Below are 21,057 nucleotides of genomic sequence, written 5' to 3' on the forward strand. Positions count from 1 at the left end.
CTGAGCATGTACGATTTTGATGAAATAATTGAGCGCAAAAGTGATCGCTGCCGGAAATGGGATCATCAGTATGTCTGTTCCCGTTTCGGGGATGTCCCGCAGGATTTCATTCCGCTGTGGATAGCGGATATGGATTTCAAATCCCCGCCCGCAGTGATTGAGCGGTTCACGCAGGTGGCACAGCACGGTACCTTCGGCTACACCTGGTGCTTTGATGAATTTTACGATGCGGTGATCCGCTTCCAGGCAGCGCGTCATCAGGTCACGGTTCAGCCGGAGTGGGTGACTCTCAGTTACGGCACGGTTTCCACCCTGCACTATCTGGTGCAGGCATTCTGTCAGCCCGGCGACTGCGTGATGATGAACACACCGGTGTATGATCCGTTTGCCCATGCGGTGACCCGGCAGAATGTGACGGTACTGACCAATCCGCTGGTGGCACGGGATAACCGCTATCACCTTGATTTTGACCATATTGAGGCGCAGATGCGCGAACACCGGCCGAAAGTCTGGCTGTTCTGCTCGCCGCACAACCCGTCCGGACGTATCTGGACAGCAGCGGAGATCAAACAGGTCTCAGATTTGTGTCTGCAATACGGCGTGCTGCTGGTGATCGATGAGGTGCATGCGGAACATGTGCTGTACGGCAGCTTCACCGGCTGTCTGCGCCCGGGATGTGCCGCGCCGGAGAACCTGATCCTGCTGACCTCGCCGAACAAAGCCTTTAACCTCGGCGGGCTGAAAACCTCTTACAGCATCATTCCGGATCCGGCACTGCGGGCACAGTTCCGCCGGCAGCTTGAGAAAAATTCGATTACCTCGCCTAACCTGTTCGGCGTATGGGGCATTATTGAGGCTTACAACCACGGCACAGACTGGCTGGATGAGCTGAACCGTTATCTGAGAGGCAATGCGGATTATCTGACACAGGCCGTGGCGGCACATTTCCCGGACTGGCAGATGATGCAGCCGGAGTCCTCTTACCTCGCCTGGGTTAATATCAGCGCCACAGGACGCACAGCGACAGATCTGACACTGGATTATGCCCGGCAGACCGGCGTGGTGGTTGAGGATGGCAGTCATTATGTGGCGGATGGTGAAGAGTATTTGCGGATTAATTTCGGTACGCCGCGCGCACTGCTGGCGGAAGCGGTAAACCGTCTGAAAAACGCCCGGTAACAGAAAAAAATTGGCGACCTTGCTGTATTCCGTCAACAGGGTCGCCATAATTACCGATGTTTTACCTTGTACTGACAACACTTAACTACCTTGATTTGTCATGCGTACTACAGTGAAAATCCATTTTCATCAGAGCATCGGGGCATGACACCTGTCCGCTCTTACTTCCTTGTAACGGTAAATTCCGTTTACCGTCCCCTTCCCGGGGTAAATCCGTTTATTACCTGTGGTGATAAAATACAGGCTCCCTGATAATACATCCGTGTGGTAAGTCCGTTTACACCGGCAACCTTGTCCGGTAACATCCGTTTATGTCCCTGAGGGATATATCCGTTATCCCGCTAAATCATTAAAAAATAATTCCTTTATTTTTTAAGATAATAACGTATCAGTCCGGTTATATTCGCATCCTTGCGGGTATATTACCTTATAACAATCCGGTTATAAGAAACATCTGTAATAACTGCATTTTTAATATTTTCAGGGGTATATCTGAATATTAACTTACAGTTCATGTCAGACATGAAATTATAAAACAACACTTCGGTATTTAATTAAAATTGAGAATAATAACGTGAACACACTTTCAATCTACATTTAAAACATCTAAAGGCCAATAAGAAAAGACTCAATTTAAAACAAGTTCTGTATTTACCTTACATATAACAAACATAACTCAGTTCCTTATTGCGATAAAGATTATCATCATAAAATATATCGTCAATAAGAAATGGATTAGCTTTATATGTAAATAGCGTGTTTTTTTCATCGTTATTCCTTTTATTAGTAATTCTTCTTCTTTCGCTTGTAACATAAAAAATCAACCATCAATGCAAATGCGGGATTAAATATCGAATTATCAGGATGGGGAGATGAAGAATCCGGGCAAGCATGTCATATGATTATTTTGATGAAATTTAAGACCGAATTTTTCCTTATGCTGCTTCTGTGTTTTTAGGATAATACTCATATGATGAATAAACGACCTCTTTATCAAAAGATACATAACATACTAATATAATTTATATTTTACATCTGCCGTTTTTTTTGCAATGAACAATAACAAGGCTGTCCGGTAACAAAAAAATAACAATGAAATGTTAATTTATATAATGATCACTCGTGTTATTACGTAATCCATTTTTACCTTTTCCCGTTTATTTAAGATAATTGTACATTCTTAATTGGTATATATTATTTAATAAACTAATGCCTAATATAATTCCATTAGCGAAAAATGGAAATATCTTATTTAAAGGAATTTTCATTAGCGGAATAGTCACTCCGCAGAATGCCTGAATGACCCGCATCCCTTTCCTGTGCTGGGTTCCGGGGGATACCATTATCACTGCCGTTTCATTATCAAAATGAGATGATATCATTCTCATACTGCACAAACCCTGTTCACACCGCTTTTTATCGGTCCGGCTGACCGTAGCGGAAAGCCCTTCGCAAATTCCGGTGATACATTTCACAAATCGCAGATGATTTAAGAGATCTCTCACATTTTTATTTCTTTGTCGCGCCGCTGGTTCAGTTATTGCTTTATTCCCTGTACCAAACGATCCGCTGAGGCCGACGTATGACCTCTCATTCCATTTATTATAAAGGAGAGAAGGATGTCAGATCTCAATCATCCAACCTCTGATCTAATCTATCAGCTGGACGACAAGCCCCCGTTTTTCCAGGCCCTTCTTGGTGCGGTAACCCATTTATTGGCCCTGTTTGTTCCGATGGTGATGCCTGCCCTGATTGTGGGCAAAGCCCTGGATTTATCCGCCGATACCACAGCCTATCTGGTTTCTATGGTCATGATTGCCTCCGGCATCGGTACCTGGATACAGGTTCACCGCTACGGCCCGATGGGCTCCGGCCTGTTATCTATTCAGTCCGTCAATTTCTCATTTGTGACTGCCATGATTGCTATCGGTACCGCCATGCGCAGTGACGGGATCCATGAAGAACTGATTTTGTCCTCTCTGCTCGGCGTCTCTTTCGCCGGTGCTTTCCTGGTTGTCGGTTCCTCTTTTGTACTGCCTTATCTGCGCCGGATAATCACCCCGACAGTCAGCGGCGTGGTGGTGCTGATGATCGGTCTGAGTCTTATCAAGGTCGGGATTATCGACTTCGGCGGCGGTTTCTCCGCCAAATCGGCCGGTACATACGGCAACTATGAAAATATCGGTGTGGGATTACTGGTTCTGCTGGTGGTGATTGGTTTTAACTGCTGCAAAAGTCCGCTGCTGCGGATGGGCGGGATCGCCATTGCCCTGGTGGCGGGCTACATTGCTTCGCTGTTCCTCGGACTGGTGGATTTCAGCACTTATCAGAACACCGCATTTATTACGGTCCCGGTGCCGTTTAAATTCGGCTTCTCATTTAATTTCACCCACTTCCTGGTGGTCGCCATTATTTATATCCTCAGCGTGCTGGAAGCGGTCGGCAACCTGACAGCGACAGCCATGGTGTCCAATCAGCCGATTAACGGTGAGGTGTACCAGAACCGGCTGAAAGGCGGTGTGATGGCGGATGGTGTGGTGTCCGTTATCGCGTCAGCTCTCGGCTCACTGCCGCTGACCACCTTTGCCCAGAACAACGGTGTGATCCAGATGACCGGTGTGGCCTCCAGTTATATCGGGCGCTTTATTGCTGTGATCCTGGTGTTCCTCGGCCTGTTCCCGAGTATCGGCTGGTTCTTTACCACCATTCCGGCACCGGTACTGGGCGGGGCAATGACACTGATGTTCTCCATGATCGCCATTGCCGGGCTGCGCATTATTATCTCCAACGGCCTGCGCCGCCGCGAAACCCTGATTGTGGCAACATCCCTGGGTCTCGGGCTGGGGGTTTCTTATGATCCGCAGATCTTCAGTATCCTGCCGCCGTCTTTATATATCCTTGCCGAGAACCCGATTTGCGTCGGCGGTCTGACGGCGATTATCCTGAATCTGCTGATCCCGGTCGGACAACCGCGTGGTGCAGCCAATGAGGAAGAGCCGGATGTGCTGGCAGAGGAGCTCGGGGCAATGCTGGATATCCCGGATGCAGAGCGGGACCTGCCGGATATGGCCATGAGTGCGGAGAACAAACGCGTTATCTGACCTCTCTGATTTTTGCCCGTAAAAAAACCGCGATAATAATTATCGCGGTTTTGTTTTTACGGCTTTCTGTTATGCGTTACTGACCATAGCCTGTGGTGACTGTGCCTGTTCATCGAACATACTCAGCATCTCGCGGGCGGCCTGACGACCGGCAGCCATAGCGGTGACCACCAGATCCGCGCCGTGTACCGCATCACCGGAAGCAAAGATTTTCGGGTTGGTGGTCTGATTACTCATGCGACCGTTGCCGCCGGTTTTAATCTGTCCCCATTTATCCAGCTGGACATTATAACCGCTGAGCCACGGCATCGGATGCGACTGAAAGCCGAACGCCATAATCAGCACATCCGCATCAAGGATAAATTCAGACCCTTCCACCGGTTTCGGACGGCGGCGGCCATCCGGCCCCGGTTCACCGAGTTGCGTACGGATAAGCCCGATACCGCTGACCGCCCCCTGTTCAGTGCGGTCAATAAACTGCGGCTGCACGTTATAGAGGAATTCCACCCCCTCTTCACGGGCGTTGATCACCTCTTTCTTCGAGCCCGGCATACTCGCCTCATCACGGCGGTAAGCGCAGATAACACTCTCAGCACCACGGCGGACAGCAGTACGGACACAGTCCATTGCGGTATCACCGCCGCCGAGTACCACCACTTTTTTCCCCTTCACATCAATCCACGGGTATTCATCCGCCACCGGCAGCCCCATCACCTCACGGGTACTGGCGATCAGGAACGGCAGTGCCTGCACCACGCCCGGGGAATCCTCATGCTCCAGCCCGGCTTTCATCATGCCGTAGGTGCCGACTCCCAGCAGTACTGCATCATACTCACTCATCAGACGGCTGAACGGGATATCTTTACCGACCTCACAGTTCAGACGGAAGGTGATCCCCATATCCGTGAAAATCTGCCGCCGCTGTGCCATCAGCTGCTTGTCCAGCTTGAACGGCGGGATCCCGAAGGTCAGCAGGCCTCCGATTTCAGGATGGCGCTCAAACACTTCCGCTTTCACTCCGGCACGGGTCAGCACATCCGCACAGCCAAGTCCGGCTGGCCCGGCACCGATAATCGCGACACGTTCCGGGCGCGGAACCACATCCTCCGCCACCGACGGACGCCAGCCCATCTCAAAAGCGGTATCCGTGATATAGCGTTCAATATTCCCGACAGTGACCGCGCCGCCGTGGTTACGCAGCGTACAGCGGCTTTCGCACAATCTGTCCTGCGGGCAGACCCGGCCGCAGATTTCCGGCAGTGAACTGGTCGAATTGCTCAGCTCCGCCGCCTCAATAATTTTACCTTCACGCACCAGACGGACAAAGTCCGGAATCGCGTTATGCAGCGGGCATGACATATTACACATCGCCTTTTGTGAGCAGTACAGACAGCGCTCACTTTCATAACCGGCACACTGTTCATTCAGCCCGATATAAATTTCGCCGAAATGATTTTTACGCAGTGCCGCACTCTGTTTCTGTGTTCCTTCACGCGGCGGACGTTTGAGGATCTCAAAACGGATTTCCGACTGACGCGCCTGATTGTATGCGCCGGTGGCTGCCCGCATCAGGCGGTCATTACGCAGGATCACCAGTTTCTGTTCATCCAGGATGCTGAGTGCGTTGGTCGGGCAGTTAGCCACACACGCGGGTGACCCGCCGGTGGTATCACATAAATCGCATTTCTGCGCCAGTTCGTGCGAGTGATCGAACGTCATCACCATTTCCATCGCCCCGAACGGACAGACCAGCACACAGCTTTTACAGCCGATACATTTTTCCTGATCCAGTTTGACAATATTGTCCGCCACATACAGGGCATCCACCGGGCAGGCAGCGGCACAGGGGGCGTCTTCACACTGGCGGCAGGTGACAGCGAGGCTGTCACTCTCTTTGAACATGACGCGGATACGGGGGGTGTAATCACGGCTGTCATGTGGCCAGTGGTGATCATTATGCGCGACAACGCAGGCAATTTCGCAGGCGTGACATCCGATGCATTTCCGGCTGTCCGCAACAATACATTTATTCATGTTCACCTATCGCTTTCCGGGTTTTCAGTATTGGTAACCATGCAATAACCGGGCACATCCGGCCCATCGTAGTCTGTTTTATGGTCATTTTGCGGGGCGGGTCAAATTCTGCGGATGCAGGAAGGCAATAACACACGCGCAACAGGGCTACCGGATTTTTTTTACTTTAACGGGGAGCGGGATTTGGTTTTTTGACCTGACGCGGTCTTAAGCGGAATAAAAAAAATTGAATCGTATCAGCTGGTAACAGCCGCGTCCTTTATAAGGAAGCGGCTGTAAATACCGGACATTCATCTGAACCGGTCAGACACCCGGTGCCACGGCCAGGCCGATAAACAATCCGGCAATAGTGGCACTCATCAGGTTGGATAAGGTCGCTGCCAACAGTGCGCGGACACCCACACGGGCGATATCCGATGCCCGCTCCGGTGCAACCGCGCTGAACGCCCCGACCACCACCGCAATCGAACCGAAGTTGGCAAAACCGCATAAGGCAAAAGAGATCACCGCAATCGTTTTGGCATCCAGCGTGCCGTCGTGTAAATGCGGGGAGAAATCCACATAGGCCACGAACTCGTTGATCGCCAGTTTTTCGCCGATCAGGCTGCCCGCCAGCGCAATATGCTCACTGCTCACACCCATCAGATACGCCAGCGGTGAGAAAATATAGCCGAACAGACTTTGCAGGCTGACCCCCTCAAATCCCATCACGCCGCCGAGGCCGCCAATCAACCCGTTAATCAGGGCAATCAGGGCCACAAACGCCAGCACCACCGTTGCCACACCGACGGCAATTTTCAGCCCGAGCATCGCACCGCCTGCCGCCGCCTCAATAATACTGGCAGGGCGTTTTTCACTGAAAGAGATTTCAGTGAATTCCACGGTGGACTCCTGTGTCGCCGGGCTTAACATCCGTGCAAACAGGATCCCGCCCGGAATTGCCATCAGGGATGCCGCCAGCAGATATTCAATCGGTACGCCCAGCCCGGCATAACCCACCAGCATTGATCCGGCAATGGAGGCCATGCCGCTGCAAATCACGGTGAATAATTCATTGTTATTCATCCGGCTGACAAAGGGTTTCAGTACCGCCGGTAACTCATTCTGCCCGAGGAAAATGGTGGTTACTGCCGCAAAGGATTCGATCTTGCTGATTTTCATGGTCTTCTGGAAGACATACGCCAGAATGTTGATCACCCAGCGCATAATGCCGAGGTAATACAAAATTGCGATCAGAGAAGTGATAAAAATAATGGCCGGTAAGACGCGGAATGCGAAGATAAACCCGGCGCCGTCAAATAACACATCCATTTTCGGGCCGACCAGGCTGCCGAAAATAAAGGCGCTGCCCGCATCACTGTAGGCAATAACGTTGTTCACGCCCGACGCGATGGTCTGAATAAACCATTTCCCCGCCGGGATATACAGCATGATGGCACCGAGTGCCACCTGTAACAGCAGTGCCGCGCCGACAGTGCGCAGACTGATTTTCCGCTTATTCACCGAAAAGAGAAATGCTATCAGTAATAAGACGCCGATCCCCGCCAAACTCCGTAATAAATCCATAATCCGGCCCCGTGGTTATTATACTCATCAGTTGTATGCTGCAATGCCCGGTAAAGGCTGATTGTGAGATCAGCACCTTACCGGGTCAGGTATTTCATTTGTTGTTATGACCGGTTACCGGTCAGCCGCTTACAGTTGCTGATAAGCGGAGGCGATACGGGCAGCCAGTTTCGCGTTATTGAACACCAGCTCAATGTTAGAATTCACACTGTTACCGCCGGTCAGCTCTGCCACACGGGCCAGCAGGAACGGTGTGCTTGCTTTGCCGTTAATGCCCTGCTCATCCGCTTCGCGTACTGCCTGTGCGATCGCGCTGTTGATGGTTTCTTCCGGCATGGCAAACTCATGCGGGATCGGGTTGGCAATGACCATGCCGCCGTTCAGGCCGGTCGCCCACTTGGCGTGCAGTGCTTTTGCCACAGTTTCCGGGGTTTCCATGCGGATGGTGACCGGGAATTCGCTTTCACGGCAGAAGAATGCCGGTAATTTATCCGTCTGATAGCCGACAACCGGTACGCCGTAGGTTTCCAGATATTCTGTGGTCAGCCCCAGATCCAGGATAGATTTGGCCCCCGCGCAAACAACCGCGACATTGGTTTGTGCCAGTTCCTGTAAATCCGCTGAGATATCAAAGGTGTGTTCCGCACCACGGTGAACACCGCCGATCCCGCCGGTGGCAAAAACAGCAATCCCGGCCATTTCCGCGATAATCATGGTGGAGGCAACGGTCGTCGCACCGTGGATGCCCTGGGCGATCACAAACGGCAGGTCGCGGCGGCTCACTTTCATCACCTTGTGGCCTTCTTTGCCGAGCATCTCAATTTCGTCATGAGACAGACCTGCTTTCATACGGCCGTTAATCACCGCAATCGTCGCCGGGATCGCACCGTTGTCGCGGATACGCTGTTCCACTTCCAGTGCCATTTTCACGTTGTCCGGATACGGCATGCCGTGAGAAATAATGGTGGATTCCAGTGCCACAACCGGCTTTTTCTCCGCGAGCGCCTGTGCAACCTCAGGGGAAATGTCCAGATATTCTGCGTTCAGTTGTTGAGTTTTCATGCTTGTGATTCCATTAGTTTGTGAACACTGTCTTTTGACAGACCGGGATTATTTGTCAGCTCGCTGGCGAGCGTCAGGGCGGAGCAGCCCTGGGAAAAACGGATACTCTGTGACAGCGGCTCGCCTTCGAGCCAGCAGCGGGCAAGGCCTGCCATCATGGCGTCACCGGCACCGGTCACATTGACAATGTGGACACTGAACGGCTTCGACCAGCCGTTTTCACCGCCCGCCTCGCTGTAATAAACGCCTTCACCGCCCATACTCAGGGCAATGCGCTGCACACCCTGCTCATGCAGAGCATTGGCGGCACGCACCACATCCTGTTTATTATCTACTTTGATACCGGTGAGAATTTCCGCCTCAAAGCGGTTCGGTTTCAGGGTGTGGATATGACTGAGCCACGGCTTGATTTTGTTTGCTTTGAACGCGGAAACGGTATCGACAAAGACCGGGACATTGCCCGCATTGGTAAACAGCCACTCCAGCGCACCTTCTGAGAGATTGCAGTCCGCCACCAGCACACCGGCGTGGCGGATCAGATCGCGGGAGGTTGCCAGCAGCGCCGGGGTCAGTTTTTCCAGGATGCGCATATCATTGATGGCAGTGATCATTTCACCCTGCGGATCCAGCAAAGACAGATAGGTGGAGGTGGTTTCCCCGTGCAGACGATGCAGATTACTGACATTCACACCAGCCAGTTTTGCCTGTTCGTACAGGGTGTTACCGTAGAAATCATCACCGATAACCGAGATAAAATGCGATTCGCAGCCCAGCAGGGCAATATTCTGGGCGATATTGCGCCCGACCCCGCCGGGTGAACATTTAATGTGACCGGGATTAGAATCTTCATACACCAGATTCAGGTCAGAATAACCACAAACATCCATATTGGCTGAACCGACAGTCACCACATAGCGGTGCTCGGAGAGGATGTATCCTTTACCCTTGATGTAGCCTTTATTCATCAGATTCATGATATGTCCGGCCACCGCAGAGCGGCTGATACCTAATACGCCGGCCAGTTCCTGCTGCGGAATGAGCGGGTCACGCCGGAGGATCTGAAGGATTTGTTTTTCTCGACTGGTCATAAGCGGACACTTGTTAGTTATTAAACATGTGCTTGTTTTATTTTTTGCCCGCGACAAAGTAAAGCGCTGAAATAAAGATTTCACCGGAATTTGAGTCATGATCGTAAAATGCAGGGTATGGGTTTTCAGCAAAAAAACCGGAAGGCGATCATGTTTTTTATATCTTCAAAAATAAAATAAAAAACACAAAATAATAACCTTCAAAAATAGAGGATTTAATTAAAAATAATTTTCATATCTATCAATCTGTTATACATTGGTTGTCATATTAGCAAACATGTGTTTGTTTTCATGATCTTAGAAGAACAATATTGAAATATGTGTTTTATCGTTACATACATACTGTGATTGATATCAAATAAATCAGTCCGGAATAAAACCAGAAAACATCGGGTGTTTATTGTGGTAACGCTGTTTAAACTGATTAGCTGAATCGCTTATTCTTATTTTATTTTGAACTGACACGATTAATCAAGTTTTATATTAATCTGTTAATGAAATAACAAAACAGCCCGGAAACAGAGATTGTTTCCGGGCTGTCGGTTTTATAGTGCTGTGCCGCTTTGCTGTCAGTGGTGCAGCATGTCGTGAACGATATCTTTTCCGCTCATCGTATAAGGGTAATACGTCGGCCAGTTGTCCAGTTGAGTCAGCAGAGCCTCCTGGGATTCATTGCCCATATACAGGTGGAAATGACCGGCTTTTTCCGGCGCAATGATATGGTCGCTGAACTGGATATATTTCGGTGCATGACTGTTTTTATCTTTGCACTCAAACAGATAACGCGCCCCTTTCTTGCCGGAGGTGTAATTCAGGATCCGGTAACCGGCATACTGATACTCACACTGATCCACCTTATCCCCGCGATGGAATTCGATGATATTATTTTCAATACCAATCATATCCACATCGGTTTTATATCCCTTTGTATAATATGCACGATACTCTTCTGCCGTTTTATCGCCATTCTTCGCAGCTTTCGCCTGCATCACCGGATCCAGCTCACCGCTGGCCAGATAAGGCGCAACCGACTGCCAGACCCCGTCCCAGTCACTCAGCTGCCGGTCTTTGACATCCTTATCCGCAAAAATCCCTTCTGCGGCCTTGCGCTGTGCTTCTGTCTGCGGTTTGTCGTGATGGTGTCCGTGTGCCGCTGCCGCGCCGCTGAATAATCCCGCCAGCAACAGTAACGGAAGAACTGATTTAGCTGTCATAATCACCCCTGTACGGCTTTAAAACGCGGATTGGACTTACAAATCACATAGATACGACCGCGACGGCGGACAATTTTGCAGTCCGGATGGCGCTGTTTCGCACTTTTCAGTGAACTTAATACCTGCATCGGTTTTTCCTCTTCTTTTAATGGACAAAACGCCCGAAGCGCTTGGTAAAACGGGCCACATTCCCTTCCTGAGAGTGTGTTTTCTGTTTGCCGGTATAGAACGGGTGAGAATGAGATGAGACATCCAGAGTGACATAAGGATACGTCTGCCCTTCAAACTCAATGGTTCTTTCCGTTCTGATGGTGGATCCGACTTTGAAATACACGTCTGCGGCGGTGTCGTGGAAGATGACAGTCCGGTAATCCGGATGAATATCGGGTTTCATGGTTGCCTCATTTTGTTATGTTATAATATAACAATAATGATTTTTATTGTGGTTGACCACTGTTTTTTAACCCTGATTTTTATACGGGAAAGGAGTGCGTTCGCGGAAAGAAAGGAAATATAAATCAGATCAAAAGGATATAAAAACGGGCAGCCACCGGCGAATACGGGGCTGCCCGGGAAAAGTATCACTGTAAGAAATCAGTTCTCTGCCAGAAAGTCCTTATCCTCCAGTACCCGCAGCGGCTCAATATCACTCTCTTTTTTAATAACCAAAGACGGATCCGAACGCAGACAGACACCACCGTAGTGACCACCGACCGTAAAGGCGCACATCTGGATATAGCGGCCTGCCACTTTCGGTAAACACCAGAGCTGCTGATAGACATTTTCCTGCTCACCGAAACGACCGCAGGTTTCATCCAGCACTTCATCGCGGTGATCCACCAGCCCGATATTGCTGCCGCAGCGTCCGGCAATCGGCTTAACCGCATAACCGGTCCGGCGCAGTTCGTCGCTGAGTTGAAATTCCGTATCCAGCAGATAAGGATGATGCGGGAACAGCGACCACAGGATCGGCAGAATCGCTTTGTTGCCGGGGATCACCGTCCACAGTGGTTCAAATACCCGGATTTCCGGGCGCAGCAGCACATCAATCAGCCGCACATCATTTTCATGGCGCGGATGACCGGTACGGATAGGCAGCGCGGAGTATGTCCGGTCGCTTTCGCTTTCCTGACGCAGTTGTTCCAGCGCCGTTTCCCACGCCCAGGTTTTCCAGACACATTTGAGCACACGCCCTTCGCCGTCGATGACCTGTCCGCTTTCATTCCAGCTCAGTTCATCCAGCCCGTGAATGATCCGGTATCCGTACCCTGCCGCCGTAATGGCCTGCGCCATATTGAGGGCGTGGTAATCTTCTTCGCTGTCTTTATCCTGCATAATATGGATAAACGGCTTGGCTGAGGTGTGTTTCCAGATATCCGCCAGCATGTCTGACAGGCGTTCCCCCGGATCCCAACCTTCGGTCAGACCACCCTGTTTCGCCCATTTTTCAATAATCCGCCCGGTTTCCGCATGGCAGGAAGCAGAATCCGCATTGTATTCATACACCTTCAGCCCGCGCTCATCCATGCAGAAATCCAGTCTGCCGGTCACCATATCGTGACGGCGGTTCTGCCAGGAGAGCCGCAGTCTCGGCCAGAGGATTTCCGGGATATTGAATAATTTCAGCAGATTATCATCTTTCAGCACTTTTTCGGTGGCGTGCAGATACATCAGATGAACTTCGTTGGTCGCCTGCATCAGGGCATTTTCGGCGGTTTCCGAAATGGTGAAATACTCGTGCGGATCCGCATTCAGATTGTGACCGTGATTCGCTTTGACATAGGCTTTTTCCATCGGATCCGACTCATCCAGCCATTTTCCGGTGAAGTCGGCTTTCTCGTCCAGGCGGGCGGCATGCAGTGTCATCAGCGCCGGGTTCACCGCCGGTTCGGTCCACGCATACTCATCATCAATTGTCTGGATCATCCAGCCGAGGATCTGCGTATCCGGGAACGTATCGGACAGGGTGTAATAACCGTCTTTGACATGCATCGGCAGCTCACGGGTCCATTGCTGACCGCGCGGCAGTTTATGGTGAATGACATTCTGTTCCACAATCCGGACTTTATCCGCACACACCTGGGTTATCACCGCCACATGACCGGTGCGTTTAAACTCTCCTCCCTCCTGCCAGATAAGCAATGCCCCGGCTACCGGTGCCTGCTGACAGCCATTTTTAAACGCCCGCAGCGGCAAAATGCTGTCATCCACCACATGACGCAGAAAACGCAGGGAAAAAATCTCGTACGCCATCCCGACATCGGTAAACACCACACCGTAATTGAGATACAGGAAGCGGCGGGCAAATTCCACACACTGCCATTTGTATCCCATATATTCATTTCCGATATAACTGCGGAAGGAAATATCATCCTCTTTCTCTGCGTCCGTGATGGTATCGTAGTCAGAGGAATAGATAGCCACACCGCCGGGCGCATAGCCCAGTAATGTGCCGAAAGGTTCATGCTCCGTGATGATTCCACTCATAGTACGGCCTTACTGATATGATTTAGGTTGCCAATAATTGTGCTTACTAATAATTCAGTATACGCCCGTCCATAAAAAAACACCGATGCTTTTCTGCATCGGTGTCAATCACCACTTCGGGTTATGCTTAGTGATTCATATCACGTTGCCGGACTTTCCTTTTTCGGATGATAACCGTTAAAAAACAGGTTGAGGATCACCGCACTGACCGTCGCCAGCAGGATCCCGCTGTGCAGCAGCGGCTGTAAGAACATCGGCAATTTGGCAAAGAAATTACCGGAGAGTGTCGGCGTCAGCCCGACCCCCAGGCTTATCGCCACAATATAGAGATTGTAATTATTGCCGCTGTAATCAACACGGGACAGAATGCGGATCCCCGTCGCCAGCACCATGCCGAACATCACCAGCCCCGCACCGCCGAGCACAAACTGCGGAATAGAGGCGATCACCACCGCCATTTTCGGCAGCAGACCAAAGATAATCAGGATAAATCCGGAGACCACACACACCCAGCGGCTGTGGACTTTCGTCACACCCACCAGCCCGACATTCTGGGAAAATGAGGTATGCGGGAAACTGTTGAACAGACCGCCGATAATTGTCCCGATCCCGTCCACCCGCAATCCGCGCACAATATCGTCTTTTCCGACCGGGCGGCCGACAATTTCCCCGAGCGCCAGAAACATCCCCATCGATTCAATAAAGACAATCAGCAGTACCACACTGAGGGTGATAATAGAGATAGGCTCAAACGTTGGTGTGCCCAGTGCCATCGGGGTAACCAGTTTAAACCAGGGCGCATCCGTATAGCCGTCGAAACTGACCTCATTGCACATCAGCGACAACACAAAACCAAAGATAATCCCCAGTAATACCGAGATATTACAGAGAAAGCCCTTGCAGAATTTGGTAATAAACAGGATAAACAGCAGAACAGCAAATGAGATACCAAGGTAGAGCGGGTGACCATATTCCGGGTTACCTTTGCCCCCGGCTGCCCAGTCAATTCCCACCTGCATGATACTCAGTCCGATAGAGGTGATCACAATACCGGTGACCATATTGGGGAAAAGCGGCATCAGTTTTCCCATCAGCGGGACGATCAGTGTTGTCAGCACCCCCGCTGCAATAGTGGCACCGAAAATCCCCATCAGGCCGATATCCGGGTTGGCACCGATAGCCAGCATCGGCGTCACCGCAGCGAACGTCACAGACATAATCACCGGAAGACGGATACCGGCAAATTTCCCGATACCGATACACTGCAACAGTGTTACGATACCACAGCAAAACAGATCTGAACTGATAAGCAGTGTCACCACTTCCTTGCTCAGCCCCAGCCGGTCACCGATAACCAGCGGTACCGCCACTGCACCGGCATACATCACCAGCACATGCTGTAATCCCAGCATCATCAGTTTTCCCGCAGGTAATATTTCTTCAACTTCGTCAATAACGGGCTTAACCGGTTCCTGTGCTTGATCCACACTATGATTGCTCATGAAACAGACTCCCTTACAACCGGGACTCCCCGGCTTCGATTCGAAGATCTCGGAAAATGACCCCTGGCGTCAGGGTGTCTCACTATGATGACGAACCCGGCCCGGGTATCGGTTCATCATTTAAACGATTGAGCAAAATTCAGACCAGCGCGATTTTCTGTCAGCATAAATGCTGTGTTTCGTGACCGGTTTCCGGTTTTTTCAGGCATTTTTCCGCTGAAAACGAGATACCCGCCGCATTTTTATGACACCTGTAAAATGTCATTTTTCAGGCCGGACGGCATAACAATCGATTGCCTTCTCAATTTAATAATTCCGGTTATCACATTGATAGCGGCGTATCACCGGGCGTTTCCCGCTCCGCATAATAAAACGGGCCGCCGGTCATGATGACCGGCGGCCCGTTCTGTTTGTTGTTCTGCGAATCAGAACAGTGTGGTCTGCGCCTCTGTTAATGACGTCAGATCCTGATTCACCATATCATGTGCTGTAAATTCCGCTGACGGCTGAAAATAGTCCGGTGCAGCAGCGGCCGTATTACTATGTTCTGCCGGGATATCCTGTTCCGGTAACTGACTCAGCAGTTTGTCCAGATTCACGGAGCCGTCATGACCGGAGAGCAGCCCGGTGGCAGCCAGGGCTGCCGCATCTTCAGACCCGGGCAGCGCAGGCATTTCTGTTCCTTCGTGCTGACCGGTGGTGTCATAGTGAATGCTGAACGGATCGGATTCCGCGCCGCTCACACCATTACCTTCAACACGCGCGGTGTAATGGTAAGTCTGTCCCTGCTCAAAATCGCCGGAGGTATCATTGAATGTCCATTTACCGTCATTCTCCACCGTGGCATACCCCGCCACATGACCATCACGGGAGATGACCACCACCTGACCTTCCGTCAGTGCATTATCAATATGTCCGGTTAATACCGGTGTCATTGCTGACAGGTTTTCAGGATCAGCCCCGGCAGAATCCGTAACATCATCAATGGCGGCAATCGCGGTAATATCAGCCGGTACATCGGCACTCTCCTGCTCATCCGCAGCAGTATTACCGTTATCATTTGTGCCGGTATTATTGTTATCCTGCTCATCCGCACCGGTGTGATTGTTACCGCCGGTCTCTGTTCCGGTGTTTTCTGTTCCGGTATTGCTGTTACCTTTATCGTCGGTACCCGTGTTACCGTTACCGCTGTTTTCGGTTCCGGCGTTACCGTTACCCTTATCATCCGTACCGGCATTGCCGTTGCCGGTATCATCGGTGCCGGTATTTCCGTTATCTTTATTATCAGCGGATGAATCATTATTTTTATGATCATCATCTGAATGATTATTTTTGGCGATCGCCGCAGCAGTCCCGCCGGCCACAGCCAGCCCCAGGAAAGTCAGCAACTCCCAGCCCGGGCCGGATGATTCCCATGTAATCGGTGCCAGCAATTTTTCACCCGGCTGCTGAACTGCCGCCTGTTTATCTGCCATACTGCCGATATTGTCATGCTCCACCGCAGATTGCGGCGTGTAGTCATGCACCTGTTTATCCGCTGCTTCGCCGATAATCTGACCGGGAACCAGATAATAATCCTCAATGACCACCGATGGATCTTCTTCTCCCATCAGAAATAACTTCAGGTTATTACCGTCACGGATCATGATCGCTTTCTGCGGTGCTGTTCCGGTTTGCTTATCGACCAGCACATAATCCACTCCCGGAACGGCTTTCAGCACATTAACCCCGTCTTTGACTGAGGTTACTGCTTTTTTTGTCACGCGCGTTGCTTTATCAACAACGCCGATAACGATAGGCATATTACATAACTCCTGTATATAAAATGAAGCAGGTGCTCACCGAACCTATTTCAGAACAATAAATTCTGCTTAATCCCTGACTCAGAAATTACCCTGCATCATTATCCGGAAATGAAAAATGAACATAAAATGAGATAAATACCGGATATCTGATGATGGTTCACAATAACGATCTGCAAGTAAGAATGGTATTAATATTACCGACAATATAACGCGAATTGAATAATGTTTTACCCTTTGAACATTCCGATTATTCTTAAATATAAAACCTGACACCATCATAAATGAAAATTATATTTTCATTTATGATAAAAAATAACGATCAGCCGCAGTAAAAGCCTGTCTGAACCGCCATAAGAAATATCAACGGAATATCACGCTGAAAACAGAAGGCAATGTGTATTTTTAAAAAGCAACATAATCAGGACTTATCTTATAATCCGCCTGCCGTCTGTAAGCCATTTTTATTCTCTCTGATATAGTGATAGCATTCTGAATAATAAATGTCTGAACAGGAATCTCATTACCCTCTGAATATCCGGGCGATAACATTATGGAAAATAAAAAATCATCTGAATTTGAAATCTGTACAACCCGCGGTGACCACCGGTTCCTGCTGACTTCCGGCCCCGATTACATCAGTGGTGTATTACGCGGCGGAGAACTCTGGAATGCAACCTCAATCAATATCAGTCAGCGCCTGCTGGAATTTTCGGCGGCACCGGTTATTTATGATATTGGTGCCAACCTCGGCTCCTGGACAATCCCGGCAGGCAATTATTTTCAGCACCGTAATGGTATTGTTTATTCCTTTGAGCCTCAGCGTCAGGTCTATAATCAGCTCTGTGGTAATATCTATCTGAATAAACTGAAAAACTGTTATACCTTTAACTCCGCCCTTGGCGATTATGATGGTGAAATCGATGTCCCGGTACCGAATCCGTATACCGACAATAATCTCGGTGCCGTCTCCCTGGATAAAACCATCTTCCTGGAGCAACGCTGCGGCTCAGAATTTCCCACAGAAAAAAGGACAATCAATACACTGGATACACTGAATATGCCACATGCCAGCCTGATTAAAATCGATGCCCAGGGCCTGGAACTGGAGGTTCTGAAAGGCGGCAGAAAATGGATACAGGCATCCGGTTACCCTTACATTATTTTCACCACATGGGGCGACTATATGAAATCCACCATAGAGAAAAATAAACACCTTTTTTCTTTATTACAGGATGAAATGGGGTATGAGTTGCTTCAGATAGAGAATTTCTTTGTTGCTCAGCATAAAAACAATGAAGGCGGAAAACTGGTGATGACACCAAACGGTTATATTGTAAAACGTGAGACATCACAGTTTGGTATGGATTTTTTAAGTCTCTGATCTGCATTGAAAAATAAAAAGGAAGCTGACGCTTCCTTTTTATTTCAGCGGTAATTCAGACTAACCTGCTGAGTTTCCATATCATAAGAACCTTTGATACGCAGATCCAGCGGATAAGGATCCCAGTAAACCAGTGTTCTTATTTCAAAAACAATAATGCCATACTGCGCATACTGATCTTTTCCCGCCAGCGGCGTAATAATCAGAGAGTCAGGAATAACCCGGCTTTCAAAACGCAGAATAGCCCGGCGCAACTTCTCCTCAACCTGTTCCCAGCTCAGCTGTCTGGCATAGACGCCGGTTAACGGCGCAATACCATAATTAATGACTGAGTCGACAACCGGTGATTTGCTGTAACGCTGTAATTCACCTTCTGTATTTTCAGTACTGAAAATCGTCAGGAGATCACGCAATATCACCTCACGCATTTTGCGTGAATCGAAATAGAATTTATCGGCAGGCTCACGCCGCTCTTTCGGATGATCATCAATCAGCCGGTCAAGCAATGCAGGCATATATTGCTTTTTATTATCCTGCATGTTCAGTTTCAGCACCGGCCATTGTCATGGAAACCTTATTCAGTTCAGATAACGGATATTCTCCCTGGTCAGTAATGACCATTTTTCCGCCTTTCCCTGTCAGGAAATATTCTGATACCTGCTCCCATTGTGTTTCAAAACCCAGCTTAATTTTGTCACTGTCTGTATCACGGACAGGATAACGGGCCGGAATATAGCCGTAAAAAATATCATTTTTTACTTTAACCTGGGCATGAATCCAAACCAGATCCAGTAAATCCCGCGGTTTAACAATATTGATAGTTTCAATATCCGCAAACGGTACCCAGCGGTAGCCGCCGGCGACAATAAATTCACAGATAGGCCCCAGGCGGCTGTCATTATCTGCCATCCAGGCAAAATCACCGATTTTCTCACCGTTGCCGCCGGCTGCCGGGGCATTTTCAAATGCCTGTAAGCGCAGTGCCTCCGATTTATCCGGCTTATTCTCAATCAGTAATTTATTGGCTTCCCAGACCGATTTCATCCATTCAGGTAATTCCTGCTGTAATGTCATCGGCTCGCGTTTTCCTTTCAGAATCTCTTCGCGCAGAATTTCACTGAATACCAGGTTTTTATACAACTCAAGCTGACGGTCATCATCCTGACCATCAATTAATGACCAGGTTTCCAGCTGAACCATTGCCTTTTCCCAGTAACCTTTCAGGCAACACAATTTAAATAAAGTCTCACGAATAACTAAGTCGTTCGGCTTCTGTTTTACCTTATTGAGAGTGTCATCAAAAAATTCATCCAGCGATGAGTTGGCAAGAATATCGGAGAGTTTTTGTGTTGTGGCCATGTAAAAATCCTTAAGTGATTATAAACGGCTGTCTAAGCCTAATTTATAAAGTTCCTTTGAAACAAGTGAGGAAACAGAGTCTTTTGCATACGGAATAATTCCGTTCGGCGCCAGCATTCTCAGAATGTCATAGTCCTCATGCTCGTCCTGTGTTAAATCAACTTCTTCCATTGTGGACAATTCACGCCAGACACGATCCATAAATGCCGACGTTTCAAAAATACACTCTGTCAGATTCAGATCTTTTATCTGCTCACAGAGTGAATCAAAACTGCCGTCATCATCCGCGGCAGATAATTTTGCCTCTTCTGTGACTGCATGATTTTCAGTTTGCGGGGAATCAATTTCTCCCCATAACAGAAACTTTTTATACTCTATTTCCAGTTTTTTTAATTCATCACCGCTTTTCCGGCTCTCTTCTGCGGCATATTCTATGGAAATAAATCCCGCACCCTGCGGTAATATTTCATTAATTTCAAGATTGGTGAAATCAACCTTTGTCGGTGTCAGTTCTGTTAATGCTTCTATAACTGATGCTGACTGATTATTTTCCGCCGCGACAAAAGTCAGTGAAAAATGACCAATCTGAATGGCAGAACCGTATATCAGCCGGATTTTTGAACCAAATGCGACCTGCTGTTTATTGACCACGCAAACCAGTTCCCGGCAGATATTCTGCAAAACAGGACCGGTGTTGGTGTAATAAAACAGAACATCGGTATCCTGCGATTCACCGGCATGTAATGTAACATCCGCAGTAAACGCATTAATCACCACCGGATTATCGATGGTGTTCAGCTCTGTCAGTTTGACCGACCCTTTACGGGTCGGCCAGTTAAAATGCAATAGCATGATTAGGGGCCGATAAATACATTACATGAACCCGTTGATACCACTGTCCCGCAGCCACCACAATCCCCGGCGCGTGCCGCCGGGATATTATTGACAAAGACGGTACAGGATGCGGTGCATATGCAACTTTTAACATGAATAGCACAACATACCGGCGCCCCCAGGAAGGTTTGCGGGATACAGTTGGTAAACACGTTACATGAACCCAGTTCCACCACACCGCAATGGCAGGCTAAGTCGCCCATTCTTGCTGCTGGTAACATATTGTCTCCTTATATCCACTATCTGATACAGCCCCCTGAGGGGCTGTGGTAACTCAAGGCTCCCCGGTAATAATCGGAGTCGTCGTTGGTTCCGGTGTCGTTGGTTCCGGTGTCGTCGGTTCCGGTGTCGTTGGCTCCGGTGTCGTCGGTTCCGGTGTCGTCGG

The 21,057-nt window shown here is 49.3% G+C and carries 17 protein-coding genes; 3 read left to right on the forward strand and 14 right to left on the reverse strand.

Annotated elements, in window-relative coordinates; genetic code table 11:
• The first annotated feature begins 6 nt into the window (after positions 1-6).
• Together ACF8OF_RS18560 and ACF8OF_RS18565 are read left to right on the forward strand one after the other, a co-directional pair.
• On the forward strand, positions 7-1,179 hold the full coding sequence (locus tag ACF8OF_RS18560) for a PatB family C-S lyase (RefSeq protein ID WP_279799872.1): 1,173 nt from the start codon (positions 7-9) through the stop codon (positions 1,177-1,179).
• Positions 1,180-2,798: 1,619 nt separating this feature from the next.
• A complete protein-coding gene (locus ACF8OF_RS18565; protein ID WP_262883669.1) occupies positions 2,799-4,280 on the forward strand; it encodes a nucleobase:cation symporter-2 family protein in 1,482 nt (493 codons plus the stop codon).
• Positions 4,281-4,349: 69 nt separating this feature from the next.
• Here the strand turns inward: ACF8OF_RS18565 and ACF8OF_RS18570 are convergent, their stop codons facing one another.
• The 10 genes from ACF8OF_RS18570 to ACF8OF_RS18615 all read right to left on the reverse strand — a co-directional run bounded on the left by ACF8OF_RS18570 (position 4,350) and on the right by ACF8OF_RS18615 (position 17,035).
• Positions 4,350-6,314, reverse strand: a complete 1,965-nt coding sequence (locus tag ACF8OF_RS18570) for an FAD-dependent oxidoreductase (protein ID WP_279799925.1) — start codon at positions 6,312-6,314, stop codon at positions 4,350-4,352.
• 303 nt (positions 6,315-6,617) lie between these two features.
• On the reverse strand, positions 6,618-7,880 hold the full coding sequence (locus ACF8OF_RS18575) for a NupC/NupG family nucleoside CNT transporter (RefSeq protein WP_262859554.1): 1,263 nt from the start codon (positions 7,878-7,880) through the stop codon (positions 6,618-6,620).
• Between the two features lie 129 nt (positions 7,881-8,009).
• Complete coding sequence (locus ACF8OF_RS18580) at positions 8,010-8,942, reverse strand: pseudouridine-5'-phosphate glycosidase (protein ID WP_004237699.1); 933 nt, start codon at positions 8,940-8,942, stop codon at positions 8,010-8,012.
• The gene (locus ACF8OF_RS18585) at positions 8,939-10,030 is read right to left on the reverse strand and encodes a PfkB family carbohydrate kinase (RefSeq protein ID WP_262883671.1); all 1,092 of its coding nucleotides are present in this window, start codon (positions 10,028-10,030) and stop codon (positions 8,939-8,941) included. Before ACF8OF_RS18585 ends, ACF8OF_RS18580 begins: the two co-directional genes overlap by 4 nt.
• Before the next feature lie 569 nt (positions 10,031-10,599).
• The gene (zinT, locus tag ACF8OF_RS18590) at positions 10,600-11,244 is read right to left on the reverse strand and encodes a metal-binding protein ZinT (protein ID WP_262860489.1); all 645 of its coding nucleotides are present in this window, start codon (positions 11,242-11,244) and stop codon (positions 10,600-10,602) included.
• 2 nt (positions 11,245-11,246) lie between these two features.
• Positions 11,247-11,372: a type B 50S ribosomal protein L36 gene (ykgO, locus tag ACF8OF_RS18595; protein ID WP_004237696.1), complete on the reverse strand. Its 126-nt coding sequence runs from the start codon at positions 11,370-11,372 to the stop codon at positions 11,247-11,249.
• A 17-nt stretch (positions 11,373-11,389) separates the two neighbouring features.
• Positions 11,390-11,638 carry a type B 50S ribosomal protein L31 gene (locus ACF8OF_RS18600; RefSeq protein ID WP_024474782.1) on the reverse strand — a complete coding sequence of 83 codons (249 nt, stop codon included), beginning with the start codon at positions 11,636-11,638 and terminating at the stop codon, positions 11,390-11,392.
• A gap of 200 nt (positions 11,639-11,838) precedes the next feature.
• On the reverse strand, positions 11,839-13,731 hold the full coding sequence (gene gss, locus ACF8OF_RS18605; RefSeq protein ID WP_262860490.1) for a bifunctional glutathionylspermidine amidase/synthase: 1,893 nt from the start codon (positions 13,729-13,731) through the stop codon (positions 11,839-11,841).
• A 140-nt stretch (positions 13,732-13,871) separates the two neighbouring features.
• Positions 13,872-15,233: a nucleobase:cation symporter-2 family protein gene (locus tag ACF8OF_RS18610; RefSeq protein WP_274370943.1), complete on the reverse strand. Its 1,362-nt coding sequence runs from the start codon at positions 15,231-15,233 to the stop codon at positions 13,872-13,874.
• A 425-nt stretch (positions 15,234-15,658) separates the two neighbouring features.
• Positions 15,659-17,035 carry a hypothetical protein gene (locus tag ACF8OF_RS18615; RefSeq protein ID WP_392497346.1) on the reverse strand — a complete coding sequence of 459 codons (1,377 nt, stop codon included), beginning with the start codon at positions 17,033-17,035 and terminating at the stop codon, positions 15,659-15,661.
• Between the two features lie 553 nt (positions 17,036-17,588).
• On the opposite strand from ACF8OF_RS18615, the gene ACF8OF_RS18620 reads away from it, so the two are divergent.
• Complete coding sequence (locus ACF8OF_RS18620; protein WP_262860493.1) at positions 17,589-18,419, forward strand: FkbM family methyltransferase; 831 nt, start codon at positions 17,589-17,591, stop codon at positions 18,417-18,419.
• Between the two features lie 44 nt (positions 18,420-18,463).
• Here ACF8OF_RS18620 and ACF8OF_RS18625 read toward each other — a convergent pair whose 3' ends face one another.
• From ACF8OF_RS18625 to ACF8OF_RS18640, 4 genes are read right to left on the reverse strand one after another with little or no spacing between them, the layout of a single operon-like run.
• The gene (locus ACF8OF_RS18625) at positions 18,464-18,958 is read right to left on the reverse strand and encodes a type VI secretion system baseplate subunit TssE (protein ID WP_025152677.1); all 495 of its coding nucleotides are present in this window, start codon (positions 18,956-18,958) and stop codon (positions 18,464-18,466) included.
• Positions 18,948-19,778, reverse strand: coding sequence for a type VI secretion system accessory protein TagJ (locus ACF8OF_RS18630; protein ID WP_025152676.1), 831 nt, complete (start codon positions 19,776-19,778; stop codon positions 18,948-18,950). The genes ACF8OF_RS18625 and ACF8OF_RS18630 overlap by 11 nt, the downstream gene beginning before the upstream one ends.
• 18 nt (positions 19,779-19,796) lie before the next feature.
• Positions 19,797-20,630, reverse strand: a complete 834-nt coding sequence (locus ACF8OF_RS18635) for a TagK domain-containing protein (protein ID WP_392497347.1) — start codon at positions 20,628-20,630, stop codon at positions 19,797-19,799.
• Between the two features lie 2 nt (positions 20,631-20,632).
• Positions 20,633-20,893, reverse strand: a complete 261-nt coding sequence (locus ACF8OF_RS18640; RefSeq protein ID WP_029990819.1) for a PAAR domain-containing protein — start codon at positions 20,891-20,893, stop codon at positions 20,633-20,635.
• Positions 20,894-21,057: the final 164 nt, after the last annotated feature.

The organism is Morganella sp. TYF_1 (assembly GCF_043105645.1).
In the GTDB taxonomy this organism is placed as follows: Bacteria; Pseudomonadota; Gammaproteobacteria; order Enterobacterales; family Enterobacteriaceae; genus Morganella; species Morganella morganii_B.

What these genes read in the sequence shown, in the direction of transcription:
- ACF8OF_RS18560 (WP_279799872.1), top strand. Translation starts at nt 7, where the DNA reads ATGTACGATTTTGATGAAATAATTGAGCGCAAAAGTGATCGCTGCCGG.
- ACF8OF_RS18565 (WP_262883669.1), top strand. Translation starts at nt 2,799, where the DNA reads ATGTCAGATCTCAATCATCCAACCTCTGATCTAATCTATCAGCTGGAC.
- ACF8OF_RS18570 (WP_279799925.1), bottom strand. Translation starts at nt 6,314, where the DNA reads ATGAATAAATGTATTGTTGCGGACAGCCGGAAATGCATCGGATGTCAC.
- ACF8OF_RS18575 (WP_262859554.1), bottom strand. Translation starts at nt 7,880, where the DNA reads ATGGATTTATTACGGAGTTTGGCGGGGATCGGCGTCTTATTACTGATA.
- ACF8OF_RS18580 (WP_004237699.1), bottom strand. Translation starts at nt 8,942, where the DNA reads ATGAAAACTCAACAACTGAACGCAGAATATCTGGACATTTCCCCTGAG.
- ACF8OF_RS18585 (WP_262883671.1), bottom strand. Translation starts at nt 10,030, where the DNA reads ATGACCAGTCGAGAAAAACAAATCCTTCAGATCCTCCGGCGTGACCCG.
- zinT (WP_262860489.1), bottom strand. Translation starts at nt 11,244, where the DNA reads ATGACAGCTAAATCAGTTCTTCCGTTACTGTTGCTGGCGGGATTATTC.
- ykgO (WP_004237696.1), bottom strand. Translation starts at nt 11,372, where the DNA reads ATGCAGGTATTAAGTTCACTGAAAAGTGCGAAACAGCGCCATCCGGAC.
- ACF8OF_RS18600 (WP_024474782.1), bottom strand. Translation starts at nt 11,638, where the DNA reads ATGAAACCCGATATTCATCCGGATTACCGGACTGTCATCTTCCACGAC.
- gss (WP_262860490.1), bottom strand. Translation starts at nt 13,731, where the DNA reads ATGAGTGGAATCATCACGGAGCATGAACCTTTCGGCACATTACTGGGC.
- ACF8OF_RS18610 (WP_274370943.1), bottom strand. Translation starts at nt 15,233, where the DNA reads ATGAGCAATCATAGTGTGGATCAAGCACAGGAACCGGTTAAGCCCGTT.
- ACF8OF_RS18615 (WP_392497346.1), bottom strand. Translation starts at nt 17,035, where the DNA reads ATGCCTATCGTTATCGGCGTTGTTGATAAAGCAACGCGCGTGACAAAA.
- ACF8OF_RS18620 (WP_262860493.1), top strand. Translation starts at nt 17,589, where the DNA reads ATGGAAAATAAAAAATCATCTGAATTTGAAATCTGTACAACCCGCGGT.
- ACF8OF_RS18625 (WP_025152677.1), bottom strand. Translation starts at nt 18,958, where the DNA reads ATGCAGGATAATAAAAAGCAATATATGCCTGCATTGCTTGACCGGCTG.
- ACF8OF_RS18630 (WP_025152676.1), bottom strand. Translation starts at nt 19,778, where the DNA reads ATGGCCACAACACAAAAACTCTCCGATATTCTTGCCAACTCATCGCTG.
- ACF8OF_RS18635 (WP_392497347.1), bottom strand. Translation starts at nt 20,630, where the DNA reads ATGCTATTGCATTTTAACTGGCCGACCCGTAAAGGGTCGGTCAAACTG.
- ACF8OF_RS18640 (WP_029990819.1), bottom strand. Translation starts at nt 20,893, where the DNA reads ATGTTACCAGCAGCAAGAATGGGCGACTTAGCCTGCCATTGCGGTGTG.